The organism is bacterium SCSIO 12844, assembly GCA_024397935.1.
Classification (GTDB): domain Bacteria; phylum Pseudomonadota; class Gammaproteobacteria; order Francisellales; family Francisellaceae; genus M0027.
This window is the reverse complement of record CP073743.1, coordinates 1,115,363-1,131,439: the sequence shown is the minus strand read 5'-3', so window position 1 is coordinate 1,131,439 and position 16,077 is coordinate 1,115,363. Positions and strand designations below refer to the sequence as shown.

Annotated in this window: 6 protein-coding genes; 3 read left to right on the top strand and 3 right to left on the bottom strand. The window is 33.8% G+C overall.

All coding sequences use genetic code 11. The features are described from left to right. Positions 1-75 precede the first annotated feature (75 nt). A complete protein-coding gene (locus tag KFE69_05410) occupies positions 76-1,053 on the top strand; it encodes an iron ABC transporter permease (protein ID UTW43530.1) in 978 nt (325 codons plus the stop codon). Next, positions 1,054-1,830: an ABC transporter ATP-binding protein gene (locus tag KFE69_05405; GenBank protein UTW43529.1), complete on the top strand. Its 777-nt coding sequence runs from the start codon at positions 1,054-1,056 to the stop codon at positions 1,828-1,830. Between the two features lie 23 nt (positions 1,831-1,853). Here KFE69_05405 and KFE69_05400 read toward each other — a convergent pair whose 3' ends face one another. Further along, positions 1,854-2,105 (bottom strand): DUF2442 domain-containing protein, encoded by a 252-nt coding sequence (locus tag KFE69_05400; GenBank protein UTW43528.1) that lies wholly within the window; start codon positions 2,103-2,105, stop codon positions 1,854-1,856. Next, the gene (locus KFE69_05395; protein UTW43527.1) at positions 2,086-2,322 is read right to left on the bottom strand and encodes a DUF4160 domain-containing protein; all 237 of its coding nucleotides are present in this window, start codon (positions 2,320-2,322) and stop codon (positions 2,086-2,088) included. Before KFE69_05395 ends, KFE69_05400 begins: the two co-directional genes overlap by 20 nt. A gap of 142 nt (positions 2,323-2,464) precedes the next feature. On the opposite strand from KFE69_05395, the gene KFE69_05390 reads away from it, so the two are divergent. Continuing rightward, positions 2,465-3,223: a glucosaminidase domain-containing protein gene (locus KFE69_05390; GenBank protein UTW43526.1), complete on the top strand. Its 759-nt coding sequence runs from the start codon at positions 2,465-2,467 to the stop codon at positions 3,221-3,223. A 20-nt stretch (positions 3,224-3,243) separates the two neighbouring features. On the opposite strand, the gene KFE69_05385 is transcribed toward KFE69_05390, so the two are convergent. Continuing rightward, entirely contained in the window at positions 3,244-16,068 is a 12,825-nt protein-coding gene (locus KFE69_05385) for a hypothetical protein (protein UTW43525.1), read from the bottom strand. Positions 16,069-16,077 lie beyond the last annotated feature (9 nt).

The following is a 16,077-nucleotide window of genomic DNA, read 5'->3' as shown; positions in this document are numbered from 1 at the left end:
CTATTTAAAAAATCAAAGTCTACAAGCCACTTTTATCAATTTAGAAAAAAGCAACTCCTTACGCTTAGCCTATTAATGGTTATTTTATTAATTAGTTTTTGTCTTGCATTAACCTGTGGCAGTATCCATATTTCATTCTTTGAAATGCTCAATAATTTATTTTCTGACCAGTCATTAAATCATATGATACTAATATACTTACGCCTACCTCGTATTTTAGCAACCATTTTAATTGGTGCATCATTAGCAATTTCAGGTGTACTAATGCAAGGAATTTTACGCAATCCATTGGCTGACCCTGCCCTTTTAGGTATGACTAGTGGTGCATCACTAATGGCTGTTTTATTTATGCTATTTATAACATACCTTCCATTTACAAGCTTTTTAATGTTATGGGGACTACCAATTAGTGCTTTTATTGGTAGTTTGATGATTACTTGGGTTATTTATTGCTTATCGGTTAGAAATAGCCAACCGCAAATTGCTTTATTAATCTTAGCCGGTGTCGCGATAAATGCTTTAGCTGGGGCATTTATCGGTCTTTTAACTTTCTTTGCCAATGATAATGAGTTACGCAGTATTACTTTTTGGAGTATGGGTAGTTTTGCACAAATTAACTGGTGGGTATTATTAACCGCCTTACCTTTATTTATCATAGCGTTAGTATTTTTAAGAAAAATCTATGCATTTTTAAATGCCATGAGTTTTGGCGAGAACCAAGCAAAATCCTTTGGTATCGATATCAATTTAGAAAAGAAAAAAGCCATTATTGCCATTGCACTATTAGTTGGATTATCTACGGCAATTGCGGGTCCAATTGGTTTTATCGGGCTTATTATTCCACACATTCTAAGACTTGTTGTCGGCTCTGATCATCGTATTTTATTACCAACTTCTGCTTTAGCTGGTGCAATATTATTAACCATTGCTGATACATTAGCTCGTACAATCGTATCACCTTCTGAACTGCCCATTGGACTACTAACTGCATTAATTGGCTCGCCTTATTTTATCTGGCTTTTAATCAATCAAACGAAAAAAGGCAGTATTTAGATGTTTGAAATTAACAATATTAGTTATGCTATTGATAATAAATCGTTAGTCAAAGATATTAGTTTTTCATTAAAACCAAAGCATTTTTTTGGTCTATTAGGAGCTAATGGCGCTGGTAAATCAACGATTCTAAAATTAATGCTTAATGATTTAGTGATTCAACAAGGCTCAATTACTATCGATAATCTAGCGCTTAATCAATGGCCACTTACTAAACTTGCACAAACCGTTAGTGTTATTTATCAGCATTATGAAACCAAAGCGAATTTAACTGTTTTGGATGTCGTTTTATTAGGTCGAATTCCTTATTGTAATGGCTTTTATCAGGACTGTGATTATAACCAAGCCATAGAAGCGCTTAAATTAGTTGATGCTTACAAACTTATTGATAAAGCTTATCCTTATCTGTCAGGTGGTGAAAAAGCGCGCATTCAATTAGCTAGAGCATTAGCTCAACTGATGAAACCTCAAATTTCAGGCTATTTATTATTAGATGAACCTGGTGCGCATATGGATAGCTATTATCAAAAACATACCTTTGAATTACTAAAAGATCTAACTAAAAATTACAATTTAAGCGTTATGATGATCGTACATGACTTAAACTTAGCACTACAATATTTAGATGAAGCAATTTTATTAAAAAATGGTCATATGGTTACATCTGGTAAAATTGGTCATGTCTTATCTGATGAGCATATTTATACAGCTTATCAGCTTGAAACCAAACGAGTTTCTTTTGATCATCCACCCTATCAGACGATTGTGTCGTTATAGGCTTAATTTGATCAAGTTTTCTTTCATGCTACTCGTAAATTTTGGCCTGTTAATAAGCCCATAACGCTTAAGTCTTCATCTAACTCTATCCAATGTATTCCTTCACCATCACCAAGTATTTCATGATTTTTCAGTTGCTTTATTGTTGCACTAGATAATGTTGGAAACCAAGCCAATGGAACTGATAATGTTCTACCATCTTTTAAGTGCACAATAAAATCAGATTTAGTAAATGCTACACTATCTGCTAACGGTTTAGTTTGTAAAATATTCATGCCATGACTCCAAAAAAGTTTTTTCATGCTCTACTACAAGTTTACCAATTTTTCTTAATTCAATAGAACTAAAGCTTGTTGAGCCAGCAAGCTCAACAGGGTTTAACCAAAATTTAGCCAATGCCCTATCTCTTTGAATATGAATATGTGGAGGTTCAGTTCCCTCATTACTAAAAAAGAAAAAACGATAGCTTCCTATTCTTAAAACTGTAGGCATTATATAGTAACCCTTAACAATCTATGATACCTAAGTATTATACTTTATATTAGAACACAAGTAACCACCAACCCTAAAATTTGATCAAATGCGTTCTTTCATGCTATGCTCATAACTCGAATAATTTAAGGATTAAACCTAAGTGAATATGGCAATTCTAAAGTATTTTAAAGTTATTTTTATTATTAACATTTTATTATTTACCAGCTTATTTCTAAGCAGCTGTTCAAAAGAAGAGTCAAAACCTGATTTTAAATCAATACAAAGTATTAGTGAACGAAAAAGTACCTTTATTGATTTTATGCTGCCTTTAATTCATAGCGTTCAACAAGATGTCCTCTCTGATCGTAAAACGCTACATAATATACAAACCAAATATAATCAACGTCATACTTTATCAAATCATAATATTAAAACCCTTAAAAAATTATCCAAACAATATCGTGTTACATTTGATACTAAAACCTTAAAATCAACCATTAATCAACTACTAGTTAAAGTTAATACCATTCCAACAAGCATGGTTTTAGCCCAAGCAGCACTAGAATCTGGCTGGGGTACTTCTCGATTTGCCATTTATGGTAATAACTATTTTGGACAGCACTGCTTTATCGCTGGATGTGGCATGGTACCTAAAAAACGTGCTGAAGGTAAAATTAATGAAGTTGAAGTATTTGATTCAGCAAAAGATAGTGTTAAAGCTTATTTTAGATTATTAAATACCGGTAGTAAATTTAGTCAATTTCGCCAATTAAGAGCTAATCTTGTTAAAGACAATCAACCCCTAACTGGCAAAGAATTAATCAAAACGCTAGTCCATTATTCAGAGCTTGATAACGGTGAATATGAAAAAAGGTTATTATTAACCATTAATTATAATAATTTGTATGAGTTTGGATAAATCTTCTCCTTTTATCTATTTTATCCATTATAATCCCCCATCTTCCAATATTTACCATTCTCCCCAGTTGATACAACGAACTGCTTTTTATCGCCTTTTTCTATTTTAGAGTCAGTTAAACCATTCTCTGAACTATAATTAACAGCAACACTATACATCGAGTTACGATTAACAATAAGGGTTACACCTTCTTTAAGCTCATTTGGGTTAGGAAGTTCAACTACATACTGATGAGCGGCATCATATAAATAATATTCTATTTTAGAATGCATATTTAGTAGTCTATATAAATCATTTTTTGATATATATTTACCATATTTATCTGTCTTAGAAATTTTCCAAACTGCATTAGAGTCTGTTGGAGGTATAGCTTCAATATAGCCTATTGTTCTTTTGGTAGTCTCCAGTACGATACTGCCTGTATTTATTTTTCTTTCTGTTTGAAGTGTAAACTCTTTATATTCAAAGCTACCATTGGTGACAGTATGGTTACTAGGCTTTGGAGAATATGCATAATAATCATAATAAGGAAATCCATTTAATCCTTTATCAGCAAACTCATAGTCAGCAGCATATTTCTCAGTAATACTATCAGCTAATGTATTTATATTCGTAATAGTGTCTTCGTTTACATTACCTGAAACTGTTAAAGGTTGAATTTTTCCAATACTAACACCCATAGTTGCATAGGTAGCAACAAACTTGATCGTATCACTTGGAAAAACTATCTGTGTTCTGCTACTATCGAATTTAATTAACTCATTATTTAAATCAGCGAAGACGGCAATTTTACTTTCTACTTTATATTTTTTATAGGTGATAATCTCTTGTTGGTTAATTGTATTTGTAACAACTAACTTAGCAAGGAATGTAGAGCCAACTTCAGATTTTGATACAGAATGGTGAGCAATTTTTTTATTCATATCATATAATGCCCTGTCACTATTATCACCAAGATCTGTTAGTGTCCACTGATAAGTATAATTATTACTATTATTTATAACAGCATTTAAGTAAATTTTATCAGCAACTAAAGGGCGAGCTTCAATTGCTAGTGAAGGTAACTCTTGATAAGTCCCATCATTAAAGAAAATAGCTAATTTATCTTTATTCTGAGTTAAGCTTGCCGCTGCTATTTTAGATACTCGTGATTTACTAATATTAGGAAAATCATCCACAATATTATGATTATCTTCAAACGTAAAGCCTACACCTGGTGTAAAGATATTATAAGTACCATTTTTATAGAAGAATAGTAGATCTTTATCATCAACATGTCTTCTAGATATAGCAACTACATCTTTTAACTTTTCACGAGGAAGAACAGTATGATTAAGTAATTCCGTGTCTATCTTATCAACTACTGTGCCATTATCTCCTTCAAGTTGAGTTTGTTTAGCCTTATCATCTAAATACCCTAATTTACCATCATTAAAAAGAAATACTGAATAGACAGCTGATTCGTCTAATTTAAATTTGGCAATAATCTTTTTAGTATAGTCACCTCCCGTAGAATGATTATCTGGCACACCAAAATTTAATGCAATTGAAGATGTTCTATCTACTTGATCATAATCTTCATTAAATCTAGAATATGTTCCATCATCAAAGTAAAAATATATTCTCCCAAATCCATTATTACTATAATAATAACTCCTATCAAACGCAACTATATTTTTCCCTTGATTTACTATGAAATTTTCAAACTGTTCAGTAGGACTAACAAGCTCTTGAGCATCCGGAAGAATTTTAAATCTCTCTGATACTTCAGTACAACGATTAGCAATATCACAGACTTTTAAAGTGACTTCTAAGTTATCTTGAGATTCAATACCTGTGAAGGCTGGGATATTATTAATTCGTAAGCTTTTTGCGTTATCAATACTAACTATCTCAATCATATCACCACCAACATGTTTAGCTTCCCATGAATAACTAATATCTTTACTAAAGTTAGTATTCGTAAGCTGAGTATTAATAGCACCTGTGCCATTTATTTCAACAAGTTTATTTTCTTCTATTTTAAACTTACCCTTGATAGGTGAGATTGAGACTTGTGGGGTTAGGCTAGTATCAGCTGTTATATTTAATATTTGCCTTGCAGGCTCAATAATTGCATTGGCGCTATCTGTGCCATTTACTGTTATTGATGAAGTGAGATCATCATATCTAGAGAATCCTACTTTAGCTTCTAAAATAATTGATTCTTCATTAGTGGTAGCACCTGCTTTAAAGTAATTTTCATCATAGCGCCAACTATACGTTGAAACCTCTCTATCACCTGGTAAACCTGCTGTGGCTTTTAAAGTAATCTTATCGCCTTCTTGAACTGAGTCAGCACCTGTAATACTAAATTTACCGTTTTGAGCAGTATTTGCTGTAATATTTAATATTTGCCTTGCAGGCTCAATAATTGCATTGGCGCTATCTGTGCCATTTACTGTTATTGATGAAGTGAGATCATCATATCTAGAGAATCCTACTTTAGCTTCTAAAATAATTGATTCTTCATTAGTGGTAGCACCTGCTTTAAAGTAATTTTCATCATAGCGCCAACTATACGTTGAAACCTCTCTATCACCTGGTAAACCTGCTGTGGCTTTTAAAGTAATCTTATCGCCTTCTTGAACTGAGTCAGCACCTGTAATACTAAATTTACCGTTTTGAGCAGTATCTGCTGTAATATTTAATATTTGCCTTGCAGGCTCAATAATTGCATTGGCGCTATCTGTGCCATCTACTGTTATTGATGAAGTGAGATCATCATAACTAGAGAACCCTACTTTAGCTTCTAAAGTAATTGATTCTTCATTAGTGGTAGCACCTGCTTTAAAGTGAGTGGAATCATAGCTCCAACTATACGTTGAAACCTCTCTATCACCTACTAAATCACTTGCTACTGCTGTTAAAGTAATTTCTTTCCCTTCTTGGACTGAATCAGCACCTGTAATACTAAATTTACCGTTTTGAGCAGTATCTGCTGTAATATTTAATATTTGCCTTGCAGGCTCAATAATTGCATTGGCGCTATCTGTGCCATCTACTGTTATTGATGAAGTGAGATCATCATAACTAGAGAATCCTACTTTAGCTTCTAAAGTAATTGATTCTTCATTAGTGGTAGCACCTGCTTTAAAGTGATTTTCATCATAGCTCCAACTATACGTTGAAACTTCTCTATCACCTGGTAAACCTGCTGTGGCTTTTAAAGTAATCTTATCGCCTTCTTGAACTGAGTCAGCACCAGTAATACTAAATTTACCGTTTTGAGCAGTATCTGCTGTAATATTTAATATTTGCCTTGCAGGCTCAATAATTGCATTGGCGCTATCTGTGCCATCTACTGTTATTGATGAAGTGAGATCATCATAACTAGAGAATCCTACTTTAGCTTCTAAAGTAATTGATTCTTCATTAGTAGTAGCACCTGCTTTAAAGTGATTCTCATCATAGCTCCAACTATACGTTGAAACCTCTCTATCACCTACTAAATCACTCGCTACTGCTGTTAAAGTAATCTTATCGCCTTCTTGAACTGAGTCAGCACCTGTAATACTAAATTTACCGTTTTGAGCAGTATCAGCTGTAATACTAAGCTCTTTCTTACCTTGCTCAAGCGATACATTCGCACTATCTGTGCCATCTACTGTTATTGATGAAGTGAGATCATCATAACTAGAGAACCCTACTTTAGCTTCTAAAGTAATTGATTCTTCATTAGTAGTAGCACCTGCTTTAAAGTGATTCTCATCATAGCTCCAACTATACGTTGAAACCTCTCTATCACCTACTAAATCACTCGCTACTGCTGTTAAAGTAATTTCTTTCCCTTCTTCGACTGAATCAGCACCTGTAATACTAAATTTACCGTTTTGAGCAGTATCTGCTGTAATACTAAGCGCTTTCTTACCTTGCTCAAGCGATACATTCGCACTATCTGTGCCATCTACGGTTATTGATGAAATCAGATCATCATAACTAGAGAATCCTACTTTAGCTTCTAAAGTAATTGATTCTTCATTAGTAGTAGCACCTGCTTTAAAGTGATTCTCATCATAGCTCCAACTATACGTTGAAACCTCTCTATCACCTACTAAATCACTCGCTACTGCTGTTAAAGTAATTTCTTTCCCTTCTTCGACTGAATCAGCACCTGTAATACTAAATTTACCGTTTTGAGCAGTATCTGCTGTAATACTAAGCGCTTTCTTACCTTGCTCAAGCGATACATTCGCACTATCTGTGCCATCTACGGTTATTGATGAGATTAGATCATCATAACTAGAGAATCCTACTTTAGCTTCTAAAGTAATTGATTCTTCATTAGTAGTAGCACCTGCTTTAAAGTGATTCTCATCATAGCTCCAACTATACGTTGAAACCTCTCTATCACCTACTAAATCACTCGCTACTGCTGTTAAAGTAATTTCTTTCCCTTCTTCGACTGAATCAGCACCTGTAATACTAAATTTACCGTTTTGAGCAGTATCTGCTGTAATACTAAGCGCTTTCTTACCTTGCTCAAGCGATACATTCGCACTATCTGTGCCATCTACGGTTATTGATGAAATCAGATCATCATAACTAGAGAATCCTACTTTAGCTTCTAAAGTAATTGATTCTTCATTAGTAGTAGCACCTGCTTTAAAGTGATTCTCATCATAGCTCCAACTATACGTTGAAACCTCTCTATCACCTACTAAATCACTCGCTACTGCTGTTAAAGTAATTTCTTTCCCTTCTTCGACTGAATCAGCACCTGTAATACTAAATTTACCGTTTTGAGCAGTATCTGCTGTAATACTAAGCGCTTTCTTACCTTGCTCAAGCGATACATTCGCACTATCTGTGCCATCTACGGTTATTGATGAGATTAGATCATCATAACTAGAGAACCCTACTTTAGCTTCTAAAGTAATTGATTCTTCATTAGTAGTAGCACCTGCTTTAAAGTGATTCTCATCATAGCTCCAACTATACGTTGAAACCTCTCTATCACCTACTAAATCACTCGCTACTGCTGTTAAAGTAATTTCTTTCCCTTCTTCGACTGAATCAGCACCTGTAATACTAAATTTACCGTTTTGAGCAGTATCTGCTGTAATACTAAGCGCTTTCTTACCTTGCTCAAGCGATACATTCGCACTATCTGTGCCATCTACGGTTATTGATGAAATCAGATCATCATAACTAGAGAACCCTACTTTAGCTTCTAAAGTAATTGATTCTTCATTAGTAGTAGCACCTGCTTTAAAGTGATTCTCATCATAGCTCCAACTATACGTTGAAACCTCTCTATCACCTACTAAATCACTCGCTACTGCTGTTAAAGTAATTTCTTTCCCTTCTTCGACTGAATCAGCACCTGTAATACTAAATTTACCGTTTTGAGCAGTATCTGCTGTAATACTAAGCGCTTTCTTACCTTGCTCAAGCGATACATTCGCACTATCTGTGCCATCTACGGTTATTGATGAAATCAGATCATCATAACTAGAGAATCCTACTTTAGCTTCTAAAGTAATTGATTCTTCATTAGTAGTAGCACCTGCTTTAAAGTGATTCTCATCATAGCTCCAACTATACGTTGAAACCTCTCTATCACCTACTAAATCACTCGCTACTGCTGTTAAAGTAATTTCTTTCCCTTCTTCGACTGAATCAGCACCTGTAATACTAAATTTACCGTTTTGAGCAGTATCTGCTGTAATACTAAGCGCTTTCTTACCTTGCTCAAGCGATACATTCGCACTATCTGTGCCATCTACGGTTATTGATGAAATCAGATCATCATAACTAGAGAATCCTACTTTAGCTTCTAAAGTAATTGATTCTTCATTAGTAGTAGCACCTGCTTTAAAGTGATTCTCATCATAGCTCCAACTATACGTTGAAACCTCTCTATCACCTACTAAATCACTCGCTACTGCTGTTAAAGTAATTTCTTTCCCTTCTTCGACTGAATCAGCACCTGTAATACTAAATTTACCGTTTTGAGCAGTATCTGCTGTAATACTAAGCGCTTTCTTACCTTGCTCAAGCGATACATTCGCACTATCTGTGCCATCTACGGTTATTGATGAAATCAGATCATCATAACTAGAGAATCCTACTTTAGCTTCTAAAGTAATTGATTCTTCATTAGTAGTAGCACCTGCTTTAAAGTGATTCTCATCATAGCTCCAACTATACGTTGAAACCTCTCTATCACCTACTAAATCACTCGCTACTGCTGTTAAAGTAATTTCTTTCCCTTCTTGAACTGAATCAGCACCTGTAATACTAAATTTACCGTTTTGAGCAGTATCTGCTGTAATACTAAGCGCTTTCTTACCTTGCTCAAGCGATACATTCGCACTATCTGTGCCATCTACGGTTATTGATGAAATCAGATCATCATAACTAGAGAATCCTACTTTAGCTTCTAAAGTAATTGATTCTTCATTAGTAGTAGCACCTGCTTTAAAGTGATTCTCATCATAGCTCCAACTATACGTTGAAACCTCTCTATCACCTACTAAATCACTCGCTACTGCTGTTAAAGTAATTTCTTTCCCTTCTTCGACTGAATCAGCACCTGTAATACTAAATTTACCGTTTTGAGCAGTATCTGCTGTAATACTAAGCGCTTTCTTACCTTGCTCAAGCGATACATTCGCACTATCTGTGCCATCTACGGTTATTGATGAGATTAGATCATCATAACTAGAGAATCCTACTTTAGCTTCTAAAGTAATTGATTCTTCATTAGTAGTAGCACCTGCTTTAAAGTGATTCTCATCATAGCTCCAACTATACGTTGAAACCTCTCTATCACCTACTAAATCACTCACTACTGCTGTTAAAGTAATTTCTTTCCCTTCTTCGACTGAATCAGCACCTGTAATACTAAATTTACCGTTTTGAGCAGTATCTGCTGTAATACTAAGCGCTTTCTTACCTTGCTCAAGCGATACATTCGCACTATCTGTGCCATCTACGGTTATTGATGAAATCAGATCATCATAACTAGAGAATCCTACTTTAGCTTCTAAAGTAATTGATTCTTCATTAGTAGTAGCACCTGCTTTAAAGTGATTCTCATCATAGCTCCAACTATACGTTGAAACCTCTCTATCACCTACTAAATCACTCGCTACTGCTGTTAAAGTAATTTCTTTCCCTTCTTCGACTGAATCAGCACCTGTAATACTAAATTTACCGTTTTGAGCAGTATCTGCTGTAATACTAAGCGCTTTCTTACCTTGCTCAAGCGATACATTCGCACTATCTGTGCCATCTACGATTATTGATGAAATCAGATCATCATAACTAGAGAACCCTACTTTAGCTTCTAAAGTAATTGATTCTTCATTAGTAGTAGCACCTGCTTTAAAGTGATTCTCATCATAGCTCCAACTATACGTTGAAACCTCTCTATCACCTACTAAATCACTCGCTACTGCTGTTAAAGTAATTTCTTTCCCTTCTTCGACTGAATCAGCACCTGTAATACTAAATTTACCGTTTTGAGCAGTATCTGCTGTAATACTAAGCGCTTTCTTACCTTGCTCAAGCGATACATTCGCACTATCTGTGCCATCTACGGTTATTGATGAAATCAGATCATCATAACTAGAGAATCCTACTTTAGCTTCTAAAGTAATTGATTCTTCATTAGTAGTAGCACCTGCTTTAAAGTGATTCTCATCATAGCTCCAACTATACGTTGAAACCTCTCTATCACCTACTAAATCACTCGCTACTGCTGTTAAAGTAATTTCTTTCCCTTCTTCGACTGAATCAGCACCTGTAATACTAAATTTACCGTTTTGAGCAGTATCTGCTGTAATACTAAGCGCTTTCTTACCTTGCTCAAGCGATACATTCGCACTATCTGTGCCATCTACGGTTATTGATGAGATTAGATCATCATAACTAGAGAATCCTACTTTAGCTTCTAAAGTAATTGATTCTTCATTAGTAGTAGCACCTGCTTTAAAGTGATTCTCATCATAGCTCCAACTATACGTTGAAACCTCTCTATCACCTACTAAATCACTCGCTACTGCTGTTAAAGTAATTTCTTTCCCTTCTTCGACTGAATCAGCACCTGTAATACTAAATTTACCGTTTTGAGCAGTATCTGCTGTAATACTAAGCGCTTTCTTACCTTGCTCAAGCGATACATTCGCACTATCTGTGCCATCTACGGTTATTGATGAGATTAGATCATCATAACTAGAGAATCCTACTTTAGCTTCTAAAGTAATTGATTCTTCATTAGTAGTAGCACCTGCTTTAAAGTGATTCTCATCATAGCTCCAACTATACGTTGAAACCTCTCTATCACCTACTAAATCACTCGCTACTGCTGTTAAAGTAATTTCTTTCCCTTCTTCGACTGAATCAGCACCTGTAATACTAAATTTACCGTTTTGAGCAGTATCTGCTGTAATACTAAGCGCTTTCTTACCTTGCTCAAGCGATACATTCGCACTATCTGTGCCATCTACGGTTATTGATGAGATTAGATCATCATAACTAGAGAATCCTACTTTAGCTTCTAAAGTAATTGATTCTTCATTAGTAGTAGCACCTGCTTTAAAGTGATTCTCATCATAGCTCCAACTATACGTTGAAACCTCTCTATCACCTACTAAATCACTCGCTACTGCTGTTAAAGTAATTTCTTTCCCTTCTTCGACTGAATCAGCACCTGTAATACTAAATTTACCGTTTTGAGCAGTATCTGCTGTAATACTAAGCGCTTTCTTACCTTGCTCAAGCGATACATTCGCACTATCTGTGCCATCTACGGTTATTGATGAAATCAGATCATCATAACTAGAGAACCCTACTTTAGCTTCTAAAGTAATTGATTCTTCATTAGTAGTAGCACCTGCTTTAAAGTGATTCTCATCATAGCTCCAACTATACGTTGAAACCTCTCTATCACCTACTAAATCACTCGCTACTGCTGTTAAAGTAATTTCTTTCCCTTCTTCGACTGAATCAGCACCTGTAATACTAAATTTACCGTTTTGAGCAGTATCTGCTGTAATACTAAGCGCTTTCTTACCTTGCTCAAGCGATACATTCGCACTATCTGTGCCATCTACGGTTATTGATGAAATCAGATCATCATAACTAGAGAACCCTACTTTAGCTTCTAAAGTAATTGATTCTTCATTAGTAGTAGCACCTGCTTTAAAGTGATTCTCATCATAGCTCCAACTATACGTTGAAACCTCTCTATCACCTACTAAATCACTCGCTACTGCTGTTAAAGTAATTTCTTTCCCTTCTTCGACTGAATCAGCACCTGTAATACTAAATTTACCGTTTTGAGCAGTATCTGCTGTAATACTAAGCGCTTTCTTACCTTGCTCAAGCGATACATTCGCACTATCTGTGCCATCTACGGTTATTGATGAGATTAGATCATCATAACTAGAGAATCCTACTTTAGCTTCTAAAGTAATTGATTCTTCATTAGTAGTAGCACCTGCTTTAAAGTGATTCTCATCATAGCTCCAACTATACGTTGAAACCTCTCTATCACCTACTAAATCACTCGCTACTGCTGTTAAAATAATTTCTTTCCCTTCTTCGACTGAATCAGCACCTGTAATACTAAATTTACCTTGCTTTGTTATATCTGCTTCTACCCTAACAACCGAACTAACAATTTGCTCATTTCCTAGTAAATCTACAACTAAACTAATTGGATATTCTTTTTCACTAACAGATAAAACTGGAGCATGAACTTTAACCACACCATTACCAACTTGCTGGTAATTTAACCCTCCAGTATTCCAACTATAACTAACCCCACTAATATCAACATCATCTGAAGTAATTAATTTTGGTATTATTGTAAGTGTTTCTCCTTCTGTTACTGTATAACTAGAGTCCAGCCTTACAAAAAAGTTATTACTTGAGATATTTTCTGAAGTTTGAGTCCATAGTTTACTAACTAAAGTTTTCGTTGGTAACTTATAATTTTGGTCAATATTTTTATTGTTTTTATCATTATCTGACCAACGACTAATATAATTTTCTAAATTACTTGATTTACTATCATTACTTTGAGAAAAGCTATAATATAAGGCATCTTTACTAGCTGTAAAACTTCTGATACGGTTAGGTACTGTTTTAGTTTGTAATTCACCTTCTTTTAGTCTTGCAACTATAAATGCATTATCTAATTGACCAACGCCATATAATGCGTTGTCTGGACTTACTTCTAATCGATTAATATAACCATTATTTTTTATAAATTGACTATTATTTAATGGCACTTGCTCAATTTGAGTCTGATTTTGTGGGTTATTTGTTTTAAACAAACCAGATCCATTACTGGTTAGTGTTGCCAAATAGAAAGTATCATTAACTAAAGCAATATCAAATACGATGCCTAAACTATCTGACAGGTTAACTAAATCTAAATGATTTTCATTTGGATTATAAATCATTACTTCAGAAGCACTGCTTTCTTTTTTGTTATGGCTATCTACTTGAGTTAAATTACCACCAATAATATAAAATAAATCATTAAATTCTCTGATACGATTAACAGAACCTGTAAAGTTTTTAACTAATTTAGTTTCATAGGTTTCTAAATTAATATCATATAATGAATTTATGTTACGCACAGGATCAAAAGAAACAACTATTAAAAATTTGTTATCATTATCTACTGCCATATGCTGAATATAATCATTACTTGGAATATAGATGAACTGCTCAGCTTTAGCCTTATTTTGATCAACTTTATAAATTAATCCTTTAACATCAGTTGCTACATATAAAACACCATTATAATCATTAGTAACGGCATGAATGGCATTAACATGCTCAAAAGTATCAGCAATATTAAATTCAGATACTTGAGGTAATGATTTTAATTCATCTGATTGAAAAGCTACTGTGCTTAATACTGTATTATTATTAACATAGGCTAAAGATTCAGATGATAAGATAAAATATTCAGCTGTTGACTCAACAATTGTTCTACTATTAATAGAACTAGCCTCATCCTCTAAACTTTCAGCTGTTGCAATGGTATATTTTATATTAGCTTGACTTACTTTATCATTTTTAGAAAAATAAACTTTATGCAACCCACTAGGTATACCTAATGTAACTTCATTATTCTCACCATTACTTATTGAAGTTACAGGCTCAATGTTGTTTAAATCTAATTTAATATTTTCCAGATTTAAAATAACTTGCACATTATGATCTTTTTTATTATAAACTTGTAATTCATACTTGTTATGAGCGATACGCTTAGGTTTAAAAAGAAATGCTTGGTGATAAGAATCTACTAATTTAACTGACAATGTAGTATTTTTATTTAAATTAGTATTTCCTTTGTTAAGCGTTATGTTATAAATACCTGAAGTAAGAGAGTCTAAATCAGGTGAATATTGAATATTTAATTGACAAGCTTCACCTGCTTTTAAAGTTGCATCTTCAAGAGTAGAACATAACTTTTGATCCCCACTTACTCTTTCATGCTTGATATAAGCATGACTAGCTAACTCACCTAAATTAAATGTATTCTCAGTAATACCTACCCAATCAAAATTAGAAGTATTCTTAATACTAATTTGATATGGCTTACTAACTTCAGCTAATACTAATGAATCAACATCAGAACTAATTGTCACTGGAGCGATTTGGATATAACCATTAATTGTAAAAGGCTTTGACCCTTCAATTGAAGGGTCTTTTAATGTTAACCTAACTTCACCAAGACCATAAGCTTTAGATGTGATATTAAACTTAAGAGTATTTTGGTTGTTTGCCGTTAATACTTGCCCTACTTTAAATAACGTATTTTTATTAACCCAATAAATATCATCTGTAATATTGTTATTCGATATAGAGTCATTATATAAAAAGTCAACATTAACAATTTCTAAATCTTTACTAATATCCAAACTCATTTCATAGAGATCGCCATCACCTAAATTATTTGGCTCTGTAATTAATAAGTTATCGATATAAGCTAGCGCTTTACTTTGATCAATATATGAATAATTAATTGGATCAGCAACATTTGATGCAACAATTGTCCCCTTTAGATTTGGGTTTGATTTTATAGCCTTTGATAATTTTTCTGATAATTTATATTGGCTTGAAATATGCACATTATCAGAAGCAACAGTTCTTAGTTTAAAAATAGGCTTAGTATCACCTTCTAAATAGAATGCTACATTATTTAATGATGTTCTTAGGGGGTTATATAATGACAAATATTTTTTATCTGTAAAATAAATATTATTATCCAAAGAATCTAGCGAGTTAACTAAAGGCGTAGTTGCTAACTTTGGTGAGTTAGCATCAACTACATGAACTTCTTTTTTATAATTAACTGTTTGACCATTTTCTAAAATAATATCAAGGTCGACTATTTGAAGTCCCTTTTCTTGTGGGTTAACTTCTAAGTGCAATGTACATCTATCAGAAAATGCTACAAACTTGCCTGAATCAGAAATACATGATTCATTTATATTATGCTCATTATCTAACTTAACAAAGTCATTTAAACCATTTATTTGAGCAATTTTATATTCATTGCTGTATTCTGCACCAACCTTTAATCCATGTCTAAGTGTTTTTACTTCTAGTTCAATATCCGTAACTGCTTTTCTATCAACAACAAGTGCACTAGGCAGTGTGACATCTTTTGATTCACTAGCAGATACAAATGTATTAATAGGTTCTTCAACCGGCTCAAAATTCTCATGATGGCCACCAATATCACTACTACATGAACTAACCAACATACACACAACCATAAGCCAAATTATTATTGCTTTATTTTTATAACGGTTTAATGACATAAGTGACATAATCTTAAC

Bases quoted from the DNA above. Each gene is read 5' to 3' on its own strand.
- KFE69_05385 (UTW43525.1), bottom strand. From the start codon at position 16,068: ATGTCACTTATGTCATTAAACCGTTATAAAAATAAAGCAATAATAATT.
- KFE69_05410 (UTW43530.1), top strand. From the start codon at position 76: ATGGTTATTTTATTAATTAGTTTTTGTCTTGCATTAACCTGTGGCAGT.
- KFE69_05405 (UTW43529.1), top strand. From the start codon at position 1,054: ATGTTTGAAATTAACAATATTAGTTATGCTATTGATAATAAATCGTTA.
- KFE69_05400 (UTW43528.1), bottom strand. From the start codon at position 2,105: ATGAATATTTTACAAACTAAACCGTTAGCAGATAGTGTAGCATTTACT.
- KFE69_05395 (UTW43527.1), bottom strand. From the start codon at position 2,322: ATGCCTACAGTTTTAAGAATAGGAAGCTATCGTTTTTTCTTTTTTAGT.